The 17,407-nt window shown below is 63.5% G+C and carries 13 protein-coding genes; 4 read left to right on the top strand and 9 right to left on the bottom strand.

Annotation, left to right across the window (positions count from 1 at the left end; translation table 11 throughout):
- Positions 1-985: 985 nt before the first annotated feature.
- From hutG to hutH, 7 genes are all read right to left on the bottom strand, one after another.
- Positions 986-1,798 (bottom strand): N-formylglutamate deformylase, encoded by an 813-nt coding sequence (gene hutG / locus PW947_RS29655; RefSeq protein ID WP_299636239.1) that lies wholly within the window; start codon positions 1,796-1,798, stop codon positions 986-988.
- 13 nt (positions 1,799-1,811) lie between these two features.
- On the bottom strand, positions 1,812-3,206 hold the full coding sequence (locus tag PW947_RS29650) for a formimidoylglutamate deiminase (RefSeq protein ID WP_299636238.1): 1,395 nt from the start codon (positions 3,204-3,206) through the stop codon (positions 1,812-1,814).
- A 14-nt stretch (positions 3,207-3,220) separates the two neighbouring features.
- Positions 3,221-4,456, bottom strand: a complete 1,236-nt coding sequence (gene hutI, locus PW947_RS29645) for an imidazolonepropionase (protein ID WP_299636237.1) — start codon at positions 4,454-4,456, stop codon at positions 3,221-3,223.
- Between the two features lie 31 nt (positions 4,457-4,487).
- Positions 4,488-5,093, bottom strand: a complete 606-nt coding sequence (locus PW947_RS29640) for a HutD family protein (protein WP_299636235.1) — start codon at positions 5,091-5,093, stop codon at positions 4,488-4,490.
- Positions 5,090-6,778, bottom strand: a complete 1,689-nt coding sequence (hutU, locus tag PW947_RS29635) for a urocanate hydratase (RefSeq protein WP_299636233.1) — start codon at positions 6,776-6,778, stop codon at positions 5,090-5,092. The genes PW947_RS29640 and hutU overlap by 4 nt, the downstream gene beginning before the upstream one ends.
- A 71-nt stretch (positions 6,779-6,849) precedes the next feature.
- Positions 6,850-7,545, bottom strand: a complete 696-nt coding sequence (gene hutC / locus PW947_RS29630; protein WP_299636231.1) for a histidine utilization repressor — start codon at positions 7,543-7,545, stop codon at positions 6,850-6,852.
- Between the two features lie 40 nt (positions 7,546-7,585).
- The gene (hutH, locus tag PW947_RS29625; RefSeq protein WP_299636229.1) at positions 7,586-9,109 is read right to left on the bottom strand and encodes a histidine ammonia-lyase; all 1,524 of its coding nucleotides are present in this window, start codon (positions 9,107-9,109) and stop codon (positions 7,586-7,588) included.
- Positions 9,110-9,622: 513 nt separating this feature from the next.
- Here hutH and PW947_RS29620 point away from each other — a divergent pair.
- Together PW947_RS29620 and PW947_RS29615 are read left to right on the top strand one after the other, a co-directional pair.
- Positions 9,623-10,528, top strand: coding sequence for an NAD-dependent epimerase/dehydratase family protein (locus tag PW947_RS29620; RefSeq protein ID WP_299636227.1), 906 nt, complete (start codon positions 9,623-9,625; stop codon positions 10,526-10,528).
- 98 nt (positions 10,529-10,626) lie between these two features.
- Positions 10,627-10,809 (top strand): hypothetical protein, encoded by a 183-nt coding sequence (locus PW947_RS29615; protein ID WP_299636225.1) that lies wholly within the window; start codon positions 10,627-10,629, stop codon positions 10,807-10,809.
- 1,036 nt (positions 10,810-11,845) lie between these two features.
- On the opposite strand, the gene PW947_RS29610 is transcribed toward PW947_RS29615, so the two are convergent.
- Positions 11,846-13,228 carry an NCS2 family permease gene (locus PW947_RS29610; protein ID WP_299636223.1) on the bottom strand — a complete coding sequence of 461 codons (1,383 nt, stop codon included), beginning with the start codon at positions 13,226-13,228 and terminating at the stop codon, positions 11,846-11,848.
- Between the two features lie 454 nt (positions 13,229-13,682).
- On the opposite strand from PW947_RS29610, the gene PW947_RS29605 reads away from it, so the two are divergent.
- Together PW947_RS29605 and PW947_RS29600 are read left to right on the top strand one after the other, a co-directional pair.
- Positions 13,683-14,675 (top strand): PRC-barrel domain-containing protein, encoded by a 993-nt coding sequence (locus tag PW947_RS29605; RefSeq protein WP_299636222.1) that lies wholly within the window; start codon positions 13,683-13,685, stop codon positions 14,673-14,675.
- Positions 14,672-15,919 (top strand): MFS transporter, encoded by a 1,248-nt coding sequence (locus PW947_RS29600; protein ID WP_299636220.1) that lies wholly within the window; start codon positions 14,672-14,674, stop codon positions 15,917-15,919. The genes PW947_RS29605 and PW947_RS29600 overlap by 4 nt, the downstream gene beginning before the upstream one ends.
- A 109-nt stretch (positions 15,920-16,028) precedes the next feature.
- Here PW947_RS29600 and PW947_RS29595 read toward each other — a convergent pair whose 3' ends face one another.
- Entirely contained in the window at positions 16,029-17,396 is a 1,368-nt protein-coding gene (locus tag PW947_RS29595; RefSeq protein WP_299636218.1) for an MFS transporter, read from the bottom strand.
- Between the last annotated feature and the right edge of the window lie 11 nt (positions 17,397-17,407).

The raw sequence follows: 17,407 nt of genomic DNA, 5'->3' as shown, positions 1-17,407 counted from the left end.
TTTGGCGACGCGCGCGGTTGGTTTGGTTGCGCCTGGTGTGGCGTGCGCGGCCTGTGTTCACGTCGGTTTGCCTGGATCGTCCCTGTGCGGGACCGGATGCGTTTGGCGACGCGCGCGGTTGGTTTGGTTGCGCCTGGTGTGGCGTGCGCGGCCTGTGTTCACGCTGGTCTGCTTGGATCGTCCCTGTGCGGGACCGGGTGCGTTTGCGGTGCGCGCCGGTTGGTTTGGTTGCGCCTGGTGTGGGGTGCGCGGCCTGTATTCACGCTGGTCTGCCTGGATCGTCCCTGTGCGGGACCGCACCCGCACATCCCGCCCGCTTCGCGGCGGTAGCCTGCTTCAAAAACCCATTTGCGCCACGCTATTTTTCGGCCTTCTCGACGGTTCCGGCGTCGGGTCGAAGCCCGGTTTTCGCCACACCATTCGCCCGTTTTTACGGCGGTTCCTGCGTCGGCTACCCGGTTTCGCCAAGCGATTTGCGCGCCGTCACGACTGTTCCTGCGCCCGACTCAACGCCCGGTTTGGGCCACGACATTCACCCGACTTCACGATGGTTTCGACGTTCCGCGTAACCTAGAATTTCGCGCGCGAGAACGGACCGGCGCATGCCAGGAAAATGGGTGTTGTGACGGACGGAGTGCGGCGCGCGAATGGCGCCAAGAGAAAAAGACGGGGCTGTGCCCATCGGCTGTCGCGAAGCGAACAGCCGGAACGAATGACTGCCTTGTCACCAGGTTAAGCGGTGCGGCAACTCAAATCGTGCGCGGTCCACTACCCGTTCTGGACGGACGCCACTCGCTACGAAGTGGCGGTGTAAACGCGCTTTCTTTTGCCTACTTTTCTTTGCGCGAGCAAAGAAAAGTAGGTGCGGTCCCGCACAGGGACGATCCAGGCAGACCACCGTGAAACCGGGACAACCAAACCAAGCAAAACCAAGCCAAACCCAAACCCAAACCCAAACCCAAGCCCAAAACCAAAACCCAAACCTTTACACCACCCTCCTCAACCCCTCCTCCACCGCAGCCGCAATCACCCTCCCAACACCCGCCGCCAGCCCCTCATCAAACCCATACGGAAAAACCTCATCCATATAAGTCACCTGCGAAAGCTCCAGTTGCACCGCGTGCACACCCTCCTTCGGCACACCATACTCGCGAGTAATAAACCCACCCTTAAACCGCCCATTGGCCACAGCAGAAAACGCCCCGCCACCGACGCGATTCACCACCTCCACCAACGCCTCCCCCATCCCCGACCCGGCACTCTCCCCATTCGACGTCCCGAAGTTAAAGTCCGGCAAGCGTCCTTCGAAAAATCGCGGCACGTGCGACCGGATCGAATGCGCTTCCCACAACAACACGTGTCCATGCCGCGCCTTCAACGCTGCAATCTCAGCACTCAGCGCGTCGTGATAAGGCTTCCAGTAAACATCGCGACGACGCGCAACTTCGGCCTCGTCCGGCAGATGTCCGTCGCGATACAACGGCGCCTTGTCGAACGTGTCCACCGGCAATAAACCGGTCGTGTCCTGACCCGGATACAGATTCGCACCGTCGGGCGGACGGTTCAGGTCGATCACGTAACGCGCATACGTCGGAATCAGCATCGATGCACCCATGCGCTGCGCGAATGCGTACAGCCGGTCGAGATGCCAGTCGCAATCGTCGGTGCGCATCGCAACCGGATTCATCGTCGCGGCGATGTCGTCGGGAATCTGTGTGCCCACGTGCGGAATCGAAATCAGCAGCGGCAAGGTGCCGCGATGCAACGTGAAAACAGGCTGGTCAGTCGAAGTGCTCATCGCGATCCCTTCCTCAGTTTTTCAACAGTTCAGCCAGCGCTGCGCGATACCGCGCATAGGCCGGCTCTTCGTCACGATGACGACGATTCTCGACGAGCTTGTCGCCACCTGCGTACACATCGAGAACCGGCGTGTCGCCATGTTCGCAAAACACCACGCCCGATAACCATGCGTCCGGCGCATGCTCGGCAATCGCCGGATGCGCGGCGTCGAGCACCATCCAGTCCGCCTGCCGACCCGCCTGCAATGCGCCGACCGCACGACCGGTTGCGCGCGCGCCACCGTCCAGCGATGCCGCGAACAACCGGTCCGCAACGTGCGTCGCATCGGCCGATGCAAGTACATTGCGCTGACGTCGCGTCAAACGCTGTCCATATTCCAGCAAACGCAATTCCGAACGCCAGTCCACACCGATGTGGCTGTCCGAGCCAATGCCGATACGACCTTTCGCATCGAGATACGCCTGTGCCGGGAACACGCCGTCGCCGAGATTGGCTTCCGTCGTCAGACACAAACCGGCCACCGCGCCGCTCGTTGCCAGCGCAGCGGTTTCGGCTTCGTCCACATGCGTCGCGTGCACCAGACACCAGCGCGCGTCCACGTCGAAACGATCCAGCAGCCATTGCACCGGCCGCGCACCTTCGGTCTTCAGGCACGCATCGACTTCCGCGGTCTGTTCGGCAATATGGATATGGATCGGCGCATCGGCCGAGATTGCGTCGAGCCCGGACAGCAACGTCCGCAACGATGCCTCCGACACCGCACGCAACGAATGCGGCGCAACGCCATATCGCAATGCAGCACTCTCGGGCCGCACATCGCGCACCGTGCGCAGCAGTTCGAGCAGACTGTCCGGCGTGTTGATAAAACGGCGTTGATCGTCGCGCGGCGCTTGCGAGCCGAATCCGCTGTACTGATACAGCACCGGCAACATCGTCATGCCGATCCCGCTGCGCTGTGCGGCATCGACCACGCGCTGCATCAACTCCGGCGCGTTCGCGTAGCGCTCGCCGTCGGCCATGTGATGCACGTAATGAAACTCGCACACCGACGTATAGCCGGCCTTCAACATTTCGATGTACAGCCATTGCGCGATCGCGGCCAGGCCTTCGGGCGAAATCCGCGCGGCAAACCGGTACATCAGCTCGCGCCAGCTCCAGAAGGTATCGGTCGCGTTTGCGCGGTATTCGGTCAGTCCGGCCATCGCGCGCTGAAACGCATGCGAATGCAGGTTCGGCATGCCGGGCAGCACCGGCCCGGCTGCGCGCGCAACGCCGTCGGGTGCGGAGGTATCGGCTTTCACCGTCGTCAACGTGCCTGCGGCGTCCCATTCGAGCAGGACGTTGCGGCGCCAGCCGTCGGGCAGGAAAGCGTGATCGGCGAACAGCGATTGAGCGTGTTGTGTCATAAACAGAACGGGATTCAACGCAGCGCGTTGGAAGAATGAGGACGCTCGTACACGGTCTCGCCCGCGCGCACCACGCGCGCGCACAGCGGACGCCCGATCCAGTACGCCAGCTCGGCCAGCGTCGAGACGGACCAGACCGCGAAATCCGCGGAACGACCGGCTTCGAGTGCGCCGTGTCGTGCGGATCGACCCAACGCGCGCGCGGCATGACTCGTGACGCCTTGCAGCACTTCGGGCACGGTCATCCGGAACAGCGTCGTGGCCATGTTCATCATCAGCAGCAGCGATGTGGCCGGCGATGTGCCGGGATTACTGTCGGTGGAAATGGCGATCGGCACGCCGTGCTTGCGCAAGAGATCGATCGGCGGCAACTGCGTCTCGCGGATGAAATAGTACGCACCCGGCAACAACACGGCCACGGTGCCCGCCGCTTTCATCGCGACAACACCGGGTTCGTCGAGGAATTCGAGGTGATCGGCGGACAGCGCGCGATGGCGCGCCGCGAGCGCCGCACCGCCACCGTTCGACAACTGCTCCGCGTGCATCTTGACCGGCAGATTGCGACGCGCGGCGGCTTCGAACACGCGCTCGCTTTGCGCCAGCGAAAAACCGATCCGCTCGCAAAACACATCGACGGCATCGACGAGTCCTTCGTCCGCCAACGCGGGCAACATCCGTTCGCATACGTCGGCGATGTAGTCGTCGGCGCGTCCGGCGAATTCGGGCGGCAACGCATGCGCACCCAGGAAGGTCGTGTAGACGCTGACCGGATAGCGTTCACCGAGACGTCGCGCGACCCGCAACATCTTGCGTTCGCTGTCGAGATCGAGCCCGTAACCGGATTTGATTTCCACCGCCGTGACGCCTTCGGCGAGCAGCGGTTCGAGACGGGCGGCGGATTCGCGAAACAGCGTGTCTTCGTCGGCGGCACGGGTCGCCCGCACGGTCGATACGATTCCGCCGCCCTGCCGCGCGATCTCTTCGTAACTGACGCCTGCGAGGCGTTGCGCGAATTCGTCCGCGCGCTGGCCGCCGTAGACGAGATGCGTATGACAATCGACCAGACCCGGCGTCACCCATGCGCCGCCGAGGTCTTCGCGCGCCCATTGCGCGTACGCGTCGGGCAGTTCGCGCGCGGCGCCGAGCCATGCAATGCGGCCGTCCGCGACGGCGATCGCCGCGTCGTCTATCGTGTGAGTCGGATCGCCATGCGTGCACAGCTTCAGGTGATGCCAGACGGTTTGCTTCATCGCGTGGCTCTTCATGGGAACGTTGAAAACGTTATGCGTAACGAATGCTGACGACGAGCAGCGCGCCGTCGCCGTGAGTCGTGCAGCGCAGCGCGCGCGGCGCGTCGATACGCAACGTGTCGTCGCGCACGAGCGCTTGCGGCGCGTGATCGCCTGCGCTCACATTGATGCCGTTCGCTGATTCGGCACAGAACAGCAGAACGATATCGGCATTCAGCGTGCGTTGCGTCGGACCGCGCCACACTTCGACGTCGGCGCTCGCGGCGCCCCGGCGCAGCATCAGGTTGAAGTCGCGGGTCGGACCGTCGATCAGACGTGCATCGATGTCGGTTTCGCCGTCGAACTGCGCGATGTCGAGCGCGTGCGTCAGCGCATGCGTGCGGCCGGGCGCTTCGTCGAGCATCATCCCCGCGCCGGACAGCAGCACCAGCGTCCGGTCCATGCCGGGGAATCGCGAGAACGGACCGGACTGCGCGACATCGGCGACGCTGATGCGCCACACGAACGTATCGAGCGCGGCGCCGTGCGGAAACGCCGCGACTTCGCGCGTGACGCCGCCGCCGTTTTTCCACGGCGACGCCACGAGATCGGCGCCGCGCAGCAGCGTCACTGCGCAAGCGGACGAGGCGTCGGTCATCGGCCGAGCATCGGCAGTTTCAGACCGACTTCGCGCGCGGTTTCTTCGGCGAGTTCATAACCCGCATCCGCGTGACGCATCACGCCGGTGGCCGGGTCGTTGAACAGCACACGACCGAGGCGCTCCTTCGCGGCATCGGTGCCGTCCGCGACGATCACGACGCCGGAGTGCTGGCTAAAGCCCATCCCGACCCCACCGCCATGATGCAGCGACACCCAAGTCGCGCCGCCCGCCGTATTCAGCAGCGCGTTGAGCAACGGCCAGTCGCTGACCGCGTCGGAGCCGTCTTTCATCGATTCGGTTTCGCGATTCGGACTGGCCACGGAACCCGTATCCAGGTGATCGCGACCGATCACGATCGGCGCTTTCAGCTCGCCGTTCTTCACCATTTCGTTGAACGCCTGACCGAGACGATAACGATCCTTCACGCCGACCCAGCAAATCCGCGCCGGCAAACCCTGGAACGCGATCCGCTCGCGCGCCATGTCGAGCCAGTTATGCAGATGCGGATCGTCGGGGATCAGTTCCTTGACCTTCGCGTCGGTCTTGTAGATGTCTTCCGGGTCGCCAGACAGCGCAACCCAGCGGAACGGGCCCTTGCCTTCGCAGAACAGCGGACGGATATACGCGGGCACGAAACCGGGGAAATCGAACGCGTTTTCGACGCCCATTTCCAGCGCCATCTGGCGAATGTTGTTGCCGTAGTCGAGCGTGGCCGCGCCGCGTTCCTGCAAGGTCAGCATCGCCTTCACCTGATGCGCCATCGATTGCTTCGCGGGTTTCACGATGCTGTCCGGTGCGGTCTTCATGCGCTCGCGCCAGTCTTCGACGTTCCAGCCTTGCGGCAGATAGCCGTGAATCGGATCGTGTGCGCTGGTTTGATCGGTGACGCAATCCGGCGTGATGCCGCGCGTCACGCATTCGGCGAAGACATCGGCCGCATTGCCGAGAAGACCGATCGACACCGGCTTGCCGTCGCGCTTCGCGACTTCGAGCATTGCCAGCGCTTCGTCGAGCGTCTTCGCTTTTTTATCGACGTAACGCGTCTTCAGACGGAAGTCGATGCGCGTTTCATCGCATTCGACCGCGATCATCGAAAAGCCGGCCATGGTCGCGGCCAGCGGTTGCGCGCCACCCATTCCGCCGAGACCGCCGGTCAGAATCCAGCGGCCCGTCGGGTCGCCGTTGAAGTGCTGGTTCGCCACCGAGAAAAACGTTTCGTACGTGCCCTGCACGATGCCCTGGCTGCCGATGTAGATCCAGCTGCCCGCCGTCATCTGGCCGTACATCATCAGACCCTTGCGATCAAGTTCGTGGAAGTGTTCCCACGTCGCCCAATGCGGCACCAGATTCGAATTCGCCAGCAGCACGCGCGGCGCGTCGGCATGCGTGCGGAATACGCCGACCGGCTTGCCCGATTGAATCAGCAGCGTTTCGTTGTCGTTCAGGTCTTTCAGCGATTCGAGAATCTGGTCGTAGCAATCCCAGTTGCGCGCCGCCCGACCGATCCCGCCGTACACCACCAGCGCGTGCGGATGCTCGGCCACTTCCGCGTCCAGATTGTTCTGGATCATCCGGTACGCGGCTTCGGTCAGCCAGCTTTTGCAGGTTTTTTCCGCACCGCGCGGCGCGCGGATCGTGCGGGACGGGTCGAGACGCGGATCGATGTGTTTCGGATTATTCATGGTGGCCCTCAGTTGCTGGGATTGCTCGAAAGTAAAAACGAAGCGACGGGTTCTCGGGAGAACAGGCGCGATCAGAAATGACCGGTGAAACGGTAACGGTTGCCCGGATGCCACAGATTCGCCACCGAGGCCACCACGCTCTTCGACCACGTGCGACGGTGCAGCACCAGACACGGCTCGGTGAGGTCCATCGTCAGCAGCGCGCGTGACGCCGCATCGGGCGTGGCGGCCTCGATCCGGTATTCGACCCGCTGCAACGGCGCGACGCGCACCAGATACTGATTCGGCGTCGTGTTCGTAAAGTCCTGCAACGCGTATTCGGGCGCGACGGCCGGATTGACCCAGCGTGCTTCGAGTTGCACCGGCTCGTCGTTTTCGAAATGCAGCACGCGCGAATGAAACACCGGACTGCCCGCGCTCAGTTGCATTTCATCGGCGAGCGCTTCGTCGGCGATGCTCGCGCCCAGATGCAGCACGTCCGCGCGATGCCGGTGACCGCGCGCGACGATCTCGTCGGAAATGCTGCGGATCGCCACCAGCGTGGACTCGTATTTCGGACGCGCGACGAAGGTGCCCGAACCCTGCACGCGCGTGAGCACCTGCTCGGCGGTCAACTCGCGCAACGCGCGGTTGACAGTCATTCGCGCGACGCTGAACTCGCGCGCCAGTTCGTTTTCCGACGGCACCTGGTCGCCTTCGCCCCATTCGCCCGCGTGAATGCGCGCGAGGATGAAGTCCTTGATGCCCTGATATGCCGGTGCGTTCATCTGACGTAGGTGCCGTAGGTGCCGTGGGTGCCGTGCGGGCTTACTTCTGTTCGGACGCGAACGAGAACGGCGCGTGCGACGCGATCGTGCCGTTCTGCACCAGACGCGTGACAGCCTCGATATCCGGCGCGAAGTAGTGATCGAGTTCGTAGTGCGCGACGTCCTTGCGGATCGTGTCCATCACCTTTTGCAGACTCGGGCTGGTGCGATGCGGCGCGCGCAGATCGACGCCTTGTGCAGCAGCGAGCAGTTCGATCGACAGGATGTTGGCGGTGTTTTCGGCGATGTCGCCGAGCTTGCGCGCAGCGAACGTCGCCATCGACACATGGTCTTCCTGATTCGCGGACGTCGGCAGCGAATCGACCGAAGCCGGATGCGCGAGCGTCTTGTTTTCCGACGCGAGCGCCGCAGCCGTCACGTGCGCAATCATGAAGCCCGAATTCACGCCGCCATCGCGGACGAGGAACGGCGGCAGACCCGACAACGTAGCGTCGATCAGCAACGCGATGCGACGCTCGGCGAGCGCGCCGATTTCGGCGGCCGCAAGTGCGAGGTTGTCCGCCGCGAACGCGACCGGCTCCGCATGGAAGTTGCCGCCCGACAGCACTTCACCGGTATCCGGGAAAATCAGCGGGTTGTCCGACACGGCGTTCGCTTCGATCAGCAGAACGTCGGCGGCGTGGCGCATCTGGTCGAGACACGCGCCCATCACTTGCGGCTGGCAACGCAGGCTGTACGGGTCTTGCACCTTGTCGCAACCGGCGTGCGAAATATTGATCGCCGAGCCATCGAGCAACGCGCGATACGCCGTCGCCGCATCGATCTGGCCTTGATGACCGCGCAACGCGTGGATGCGCGCGTCGAACGGCTTGACCGAGCCTTCGGCTGCATCGACCGACAGCGAACCGGAGACCAGCGCCGTGCGATACAGGTCTTCGATGGCGAACATGTTGTACAGCGCGAGCGCGGTCGATGCCTGCGTGCCGTTCAGCAGCGCGAGGCCTTCCTTCGCCTGCAACGTCAGCGGTTCGAGACCGACGAGGCGCAGACCTTCGGTCGCGGGCATGCGTTCACCCTTCGCGAGCACTTCGCCAACGCCGAGCAGCGTCGCCGACATATGCGCGAGCGGCGCGAGGTCGCCCGAGGCACCAACCGAACCCTTGACGGGAATCACCGGCAGCACGTCGGCGTTGAACAGCGTGATCAGCGCATCCATCACTTCGCGGCGGATGCCCGAGTGACCGCGACCGAGGCTCGACAGCTTCAGCGCGATCAGCAGGCGCACGACCGGCGCCGACATCGGCGCGCCGACACCGACCGCATGCGACAGCACCAGATTGCGTTGCAGCAGTTCGAGTTGATCGCGCGGGATATGCGTGCTGGCCAGACGGCCGAAACCCGTGTTGATGCCGTACGCGGGTTCGCCCTTCGCGGCGATGTCTTCGACCGCTTTGGCACAGGCGTCGATCGCGGCGTGGCTCGCCGGGTCGAGTTGCAACGTCACCGGCTCACGCGCGATCTGACGAAGTTGGGACAAAGTGAGGTAACCGGGCTTGAGAATCATCGTGGCATCCTGTCTATACAATTTGAGAGAAGTCTAGCGGCGTCAGCTTGTATATACAACTGGTTTCTGTGACTGATCGATCAGGGCTTTCCATTACGGATGAAAGCCTTCCGACAAGCCTTTCCGGCCGATTTTTTCCTTTTCGCAGCGATTTCCCAGCCAGCAGGAAAGTAAGCGAAAGCATTGAAATCGCGGCCGTCGCGCGACGCCACGCAGCGGTCTACTTGTATATACACGTCCATAAAAGCGAATGCCAATCCGCCAAAAACAGCTTAGGTCGCGCGCGCCAAAGCGATAGGTCGAATGCGGGAAAGTGGCGCGAATCCGCGCAGTCCGGTGCGCCACTGCTATTTCAAGCGGGCGATTGATGATTTCAAATCAACATTCTTTTCAAGCAAAGCCGCTTTTTGCACGAATCAGGACGACCGATACTGTGATCCTCGACACCCGGAACGCAACGCCAGCCGTCACGTTCCGGCGTCATTCCAGACATTTGAGCCAACAGGACACGTCATGAACATCTTCATCACCGGCGCCAGCGGTTTTATTGGCGGATCGATTGCGGCAGGACTCGCCCGCGACGGCCATCACGTGCGCGGATTGACGCGCAAGACGGAAAACGCCGCCGAACTGAAGCGTCACGGCATCGAAGCCGTGATCGGCTCGCTCGACGATCGCGAGTTGCTGATTGCCGAAGCGAAGTGGGCGGATGCCGTGATCAATGCCGCCGACAGCGACCATCGCGGCGCGGTCGAAGCGTTGATCGACGGACTCGCGGGATCGGGCAAGCCGTTGTTGCACACGAGCGGATCGAGCATCGTCGGCGATGCGTCGGGCGGCGAAGCGGGCGCGGCGCAGATCTATCACGAGGACGCGTTGCCCGAGCCGACCGCCGACAAGGCGCCGCGCGTGGCGATCGACACGCTCGTGCTCGACGCAGCGAAGCGCGGCGTGCGCGCCGCCGTGTTGTGCAACACGCTGATTTACGGCAATGGCGTGATCGCCGGCAGCGCGAGCGTGCAATTGCCGCGACTGGTGCGTCAGGCGCAGAAGAGCGGTGTCGTGCGGCACGTGGGTAGCGGCAGCAACATCTGGTCGAACGTGCATATCGACGACGTGGTCGATGCGTATCGTCTTGCGTTGGCGAAGGCACCCGCGGGCACGTTCTATTTTGTCGAAAGTGGCGAAGCGTCGTTCCGCGAGATGAGTGTTGCGATTGCCGAAGCGTTGAAGCTGGACGGACCGCAAGCGTGGCCGATCGATGCAGCGAAAGCGGAATGGGGATACGAGATGGCGTCGTATGGATTGGGGTCGAACAGCCGCGTGCGCGGCGAGCGGTTGCGCACGCAGTTGGGCTGGCAGCCGGAGCGGACGTCGGTGAACGACTGGATCAGGACGGAGATGCTGTCGGCCGCGTAAGGTTTTCTGTTGCTCATCCGTAAGTTCGGCTCGCTAGAATTCTGCTACTTCACTTCACGGTAGCGATTCTCGCGACGCCTTCGGGCACGGATGACTGGATGGACCTGGCGCTTAACTTTGACTGGCTGACGAATCTCATGGCGATCCTGTTCGTCGTGGCGTGTCTTTATGACTCGCGATATGACGAATATGGGACGTTGACGTTGTCGACCGCGGCGATGGGGTTGGCGGTGATGGCGATTGAGGTTTTTTTGCGGCCTGCTTTTGATATGTCATTGTGAGGGGGCAGGTTTGGTTTTGCGGGTCGCTGGGGGTTTGGTTGCCCCGGTTTCGCGATGGTTTGGCTTTGGGTGGTTGTCCCGGTTTCGCGATGGTCTGGCTTTGGGTGGTTGTCCCGGTTTCGCGATGGTCTGCCTGGATCGTCCCTGTGCGGGACCGCACCTACTTTTCTTTGCTCGCGCAAAGAAAAGTAGGCAAAAGAAAGCGCGTTTACACCGCCGCTTCGTAGCGAGTGGCGTCTAGTATTTTTCGGGTAGTGGTCCGCGCACGATTTGAGTTGCCGCACCGCTTGCCTTGGTGACAAGGCAGTCATTCGTTCCGGCTGTTCGCTCCGCGACAGCCGACGGGCACAGCCCCGTCTTTTTCTCTCGGCGTCATTCGCGCGCTGCACTTCGTCCGTCACAACACCCATTTTCCTGGCACGCGCCGGTCGGGTCGCGCGCGCAAAATTCCAGGCTACGCGGAACGTAAAAACCATCGTGAAGTCGGGTGAATGCCATGGCGCAAACCGGGCCTTGGGCCGGACGCTGGTGTTGTCGTGAATGCTGGCGAATCGTGTGGCGTGAACCGAGTTTTGAGCTGACGCCGGAACCGTCGAAAAACGGGCGAATGCCGTGGCGCAAACCGGGCATTGAGCCGACGCCTAAACGTCGAAAAAACGGCCGAATACCGTGCCGCAAGGCGGCTTTCGATCCAGCGCCGGAACCGTCGAGAAGGCGAAAAATAGCGTGGCGAAAATGGGTTTTTGAACTGGGCTACCGCCGCGAAGCGGGCGGGATGTGCGGGCGCGGACCACCATGAAAAACCAACCGACCACTCCAAACGTGCGCGGTCCACTACCCGAAAATTACTAGACGCCACTCGCTACGGAGTGGCGGTGTAAACACGCTTTCTTTTGCCTACTTTTCTTTGCGCGAGCAAAGAAAAGTAGGTGCGGTCCCGCACAGGGACGATCCAGGCAGACCAGCGCGAAACCGGGACAACCAAACCAGCCCAAACCCAAACCCAAACCCAAAACCAAACCCAAAAACCAAAACCTCAAATAGCCCATCCCCCCAAATAAAACCCCGCCAACCCAACCGCAATCACCACCGTCCCAACATTCAACCTCCGCACTTCCCCACTCACCACGCGCCCGATCACCAGCGTACAAAACCCCAACATAATCCCCGTCACGATATTCGCGGTCAGCACGATAAACACCGCACACACCAACCCGGACATCGCATCGACCATATCGTCCATATCGAGCTTGCTCACGCTCGACAGCATCAACAACCCGACGTACATCAAAGCCGGCGCTGTCGCATAAGACGGCACCAACCCCGCCAGCGGCGAGAAAAACATCACCACCAGAAACAGCGCGCCCACGACCGCTGCGGCAAGCCCGGTCTTCGCACCCGCGGCCACTCCGACGGTCGATTCGATATAGGCCGCGGCCGGCGCGCCGCCCAGCAAACCGGAAAAGATCGAACTCACCGAATCCGCTGTCAACGCGCGCCCGCCATTGATGATCCGGCCATCGGCATCGAGTTGCCCGGCCTGCCCGGCAACGGCGCGAATCGTCCCCGTTGCATCGAATACCGCAGTCATCACCAACGCCAGCACGCTCGGCAACACCGCCAGCGACAACGCGCCCTTGATGTCCATCGCGCCGATCAGCGACGCATGCCCCGGCGCGCTCAACGACGGCACCGCAAACACGCCGTGAAAAGCCACCGACGGATCGATCAGCAACGCAATCGCCGAAATCGCCACGATCACGATCAGGATCGCGCCCGGCACCCGACGCCGCACCAGGCCGAAAATCGCCGCCAGCCCCGCCACCGACATCAACGCCGGCAACGCGGTGATATGCCCCAGCGACACCGGCAATCCCGCGCCCGGATTCTTCACCACCAGCCCGACATCGTTCGCGGCGATCAGCAGCAGAAACAGCCCGATACCGATCCCCGTGCCGTGCGCAATCCCCGTCGGCAGATTCCGCAATATCCACGAACGCACGCCCGTCACCGAGATCGCGGTGAATACCACGCCCATCAGAAACACCGCGCCCAACGCGACGTTCGGTTGCAAGCCCTTGCCCAACACCAGACCAAATGCGGTGAACGCGGTCAGCGAAATCGCGCAGCCAATCGCGATCGGCAGCCGCGCCCAGATGCCCATCAGCAACGAGCCGAACGCGGTCGTCAGACACACCGCGACAAATACCGCGCTAGTGTCGAAACCGGCCTTGCCGAACATGCCCGGTACGACGAAAACCGAATACACCATCGCCAGAAACGTCGTGACGCCGGCAATGATTTCCTGACGCTGCGAACTGCCTCGCGCCGTAATGTCGAAATAACGGTCGATCATCCCTTTGCCGTCAAAGGCTTCGGTGCCGGTATCGGCGATCGGTTGCGCGTGGGGTTCCATCATGATGAGTGCCTCCTTTATCAGCATGCTGAAACGGCCGCCATCGCAGCCGTCATCAGGGTCGTCTCTTGACTATGCAGGGTTGGTGTTCTGCGTTCGCGACGTTCGACGCATCGAGATGCATCCCGCTTCGCGATATTTTTTGTACTGCCGCAAGCGTAGGCCAACACAAATATATAGCCCATCGCATGTCCGGCATGAACCGCATGCGTCGAGGCTTATATCCGCACGCAGACGCCGAAACGTCATACCCAGCCGGGCGTTTACACCTACGCAGGATTCAGCACTTTCTGACAGACGATGCGTCGATAGGTAAGGCGCGTCGATGACCGGTACGCCGCCAAAACGACGGTCCAGCCGCCCTCGCGGGTTAAACTCTGGCCACCCTACGCAATCCATCCAGCGAATCGCGGCGCCACGACGCGCGCCCTTCGCACCGGCCAAGGAGTTCTTGTTGATGACTGACGGTTTTCCACGTCAAGCTTTCCGTCTACCGATCGTCGCCGTGATGGCAGCGCTGATCCTGTCGGGGTGCAGCAGCTGGCTGCGCGGCCCGCAACAGGCGCCGATCGTCGAAGCGACGCCGACGCTCCTCGAAGTCGCGAGCGCGCCCGTCGAAGCGTCCGCCCCGGAGCCCGAACCGCCCGAGCCCGAACCTTCGCAGCCGAAAAAGCCGAAGAAGCCGGTCGTCAAGCCGCGCCATGTCGAGCCGCCTGCGCCCGAGCCCGCGCCGCCGCCGCCTCCGCCGCCCCCGCCGCCGCTGATCACCACCCGCACGATCGAGCGTAGCGAAGCGCGTGCGCTGCTCGATAGCGAAGTCCAGCGTCCGGACGGCAAGGTGGTCGGCCGCGCGGTCGATCTCGTCACCGATGCAAACGGCAAACCGCGCACCCTGGTCGTGAACCTGCAAGGCTTCCTCGGCGTCGGCGACCGCAAGGTCAGCTTCCCGTGGTCGCTGTTCCGTTTCACGCCGACCGCGAAAACCGCGCCCGTGACGATGAATCCGCCGCCGAAGATGTCGGCCGCCGATCGCGCCAAAGCCACCGCCGCGCTGCAACCCACCGCCGATTCCCTGCCGCTGCTCGATGCCGACGTGGTGCGCAGCAACGGTTCGAAAGTGGGCCGCATCGTCGACGTGCTGATCGACGCGGCCGCGCAGCCGCAAGCGGTCGTCGTCGATGTCAGCGGAATGGTCACGACCGAGCGCCGCACGATCGCCGCGAACTGGTCCGCGCTGCATTTCGCGACGCGCGACAAGACGCTGCGCGCGCTGCTCGATCTGAACGACGCGCAGCTCAACGCGTCGCCGCCCTACGCCGCCGACAAGCCGATCCGCGCGGTCTCGCCCGCGGCGGCCACGGCGGCCGGACCCGCCACACCAGCCGCGCCGGCCGCCGCTGCGGCCGCGCCATCGACAGCCGCGGCATCGTCCGCAAAGGCGCCCCGATGACCGGCCGGCAACTCGTATCAATTCGTAGTCTGCGGGCGCTGGACTGGCTGAACTTCTTCGTGGCGAACGTGCAGACCGGCTTCGGGCCGTTTATCGCGTCGTATCTGGCGTCGCACAAATGGACCCAGGGCGAGATCGGCATGGTGCTGTCCGTCGGCACGATCAGCGCGATGGTGAGCCAGGTGCCGGGTGGCGCCGCGGTCGATGCGCTGCGCAACAAGAAGGGCGCCGCCGCATGGGCGATCGTCGCGATCATCCTGAGCGCGGTCCTGCTCGCCAGCAGCCCAACCGTGATTCCGGTGATCGCCGCCGAGGTGTTCCACGGCTTCGCGAGCTGCATGCTGGTCCCGGCGATGGCGGCAATTTCGTTCGCGCTGGTCGGCCGTCAGAATCTCGGCGACCGGCTCGGGCGCAACGCGCGCTGGGCGTCGATCGGCAGTGCGGTCGCGGCGGGTCTGATGGGCATGTTCGGCGAATACTATTCGCCGCGCGCGGTTTTCTGGCTGACCGCCGCGCTGGCCGTTCCGGCGCTGTTCGCGCTGGCGATGATCCAGCACACCGACGAAGTCGTATTGCCGAAAGCCGCGCCCACGCCGAAACCCGACGAAGGCGAGCATCGCGAAACGCTGCGCGAACTGCTGCGCGACAAGCGCATGCTGATTTTCGCGGGCTGCGTCGTGCTGTTCCATCTGTCGAATGCGGCGATGCTGAACCTCGCCGCGGGCGAAGTGACGGCGGGCATGGGCGATAACGTGCAGCTGGTGATCGCCGCGTGCATCATCGTGCCGCAAGCGATCGTCGCGATGATGTCGCCGTGGGTCGGACGCTCGGCGCAACGCTGGGGACGACGGCCGATCCTCGTGCTCGGCTTCTCCGCTCTGCCAGTCCGCGCGTTGTTGTTCGCGGGCGTCAGCAGCCCGTATCTGCTGGTGCCGGTGCAGATGCTCGACGGTTTGAGCGCCGCCGTGTTCGGCGTGATGCTGCCGCTGATCGCGGCGGACGTCGCGGGCGGCAAGGGCCGCTATAACCTGTGTATCGGCCTGTTCGGGCTGGCGGCGGGGATCGGCGCGACGCTGAGCACGGCCGTGGCCGGTTTCATCGCGGATCGCTTCGGCAATACCGTCAGCTTCTTCGGCCTCGCGGCCGCCGGCGCGCTGGCGGTGCTGCTGGTCTGGGCGGCAATGCCGGAAACCCGCGACGCCGCCGAGCAGGAAGAAGCCACCGGCGTGCCCGAAACGCACTGACGCAATCGTCGATCGTCGATCGTCGATCGCGTCGATCAAACGAAAGGGCCGGCGTTGCAGATGCAACGCCGGCCCTTTTCACGTCCAGCAGCCCACCACGTCGACGGTATCAGTCGATCGGGCGTCCCGCCGTTTCGCGCATGAACGGCAACGGCAGCAACGACACCACGCCGCAACCGATCAGATACCACGCGGGCGCAAGATTGCTGCCCGTCAGATCGATCAGCCAGGTCGCGAAAAATTGCGCGAAGCCGCCGAAGATCGACACGCCGAGGCAGTACACGATCGACATACCCGTGGCGCGAATCTGGCGCGGAAACAGTTCCGGCAGCATCACGATATTCGGCACCGCCGTGAACGCGACCAGCACCGCGAGTCCCGCCACCACCGACAGCAGCACCGGCACCGTCGGCACTGCGTTGATCACCATAAAGGCCGGATAGACCACCGCGATCAACAGTACGCGCGACACCCAGAACACCCGCTTGCGTCCGATCCGGTCGGACAATGCGCCCGCGAACGGCGCGCAGATCACCGTGACGACGGCCGCGGTCCACGCCGCCCACAACGCGAGCGACATCGGCATATGGAGGATGCGGATTGCGTACGTGGACAGGTAGAACAGCACGATGTAGTTCGCCGCCGTGCCGCCGATGGTCGTGACGACGCCGCAGACGATCGAACGCGCATGCCCGGAGAAAATCTCGCGAACCGGCAACGACCGGACCGGCGTATGCGCGGGTTCGCCGCCATCGTGAGCGGACGCGCAAGCTTCGACACCCGGCAGCGTCTCGTTCAGATGACGCCGGATATAGACGCCGACCGGCCCCATCGCCATGCCGATCACGAACGGAATGCGCCAGCCCCAGCTTTCGAGCGACGGCGCCGACATCCACGATGCGAGCGCGACGCCCAGCAGCGAGCCGCACACGGTATTCAGGCCCTGACTGACGAACTGCCAGCTGCCGTAGAAGCCGCGCGTTTTATCGCTGCCGTATTCCATCAGCAGCGACGTCGATGCGCCGACTTCACCGCCGAGCGCGAAGCCCTGGATCAAACGCGCCAGCACGATCAGCGCGGGCGCGGCGAGCCCGATGGTCGCGTAGGTCGGCGCAAACGCGATCAGCGCGGAGCCGAGCGTCATCAGCCATAGCGTGAGGCTCATCGCCGCCTTGCGGCCCGCGCGATCCGCGTAGCCGCCCAGCACGATGCCGCCCACCGGACGCATGATGAAACCCACGCCGAACGTGCCGGCCGCGAGCATCAACTGCGCCATCGAGCCTTCCACCGGGAAATACAGCTTGCCGATGATCGTCGCGAAAAAACTGTAGATCGTGAAGTCGAAAAACTCGAGACCGTTGCCGAGCGTGATCGCGGCAATGGCTTTTGCGTGTCCGGCCGGGCTTGCGGCCGAAGCGATGGCCGGATTGGCAGACCCCGAATCGGCGCGGGACGGGTGGGCGGCGGATAAGTCCATGCGTGTCTCCT

The organism is Paraburkholderia sp., from assembly GCF_028283785.1.
In the GTDB taxonomy this organism is placed as follows: Bacteria; Pseudomonadota; Gammaproteobacteria; order Burkholderiales; family Burkholderiaceae; genus Paraburkholderia.
Note: the sequence above shows the minus strand (reverse complement) of the source record. Positions and strands in the feature narration are given on the sequence as shown.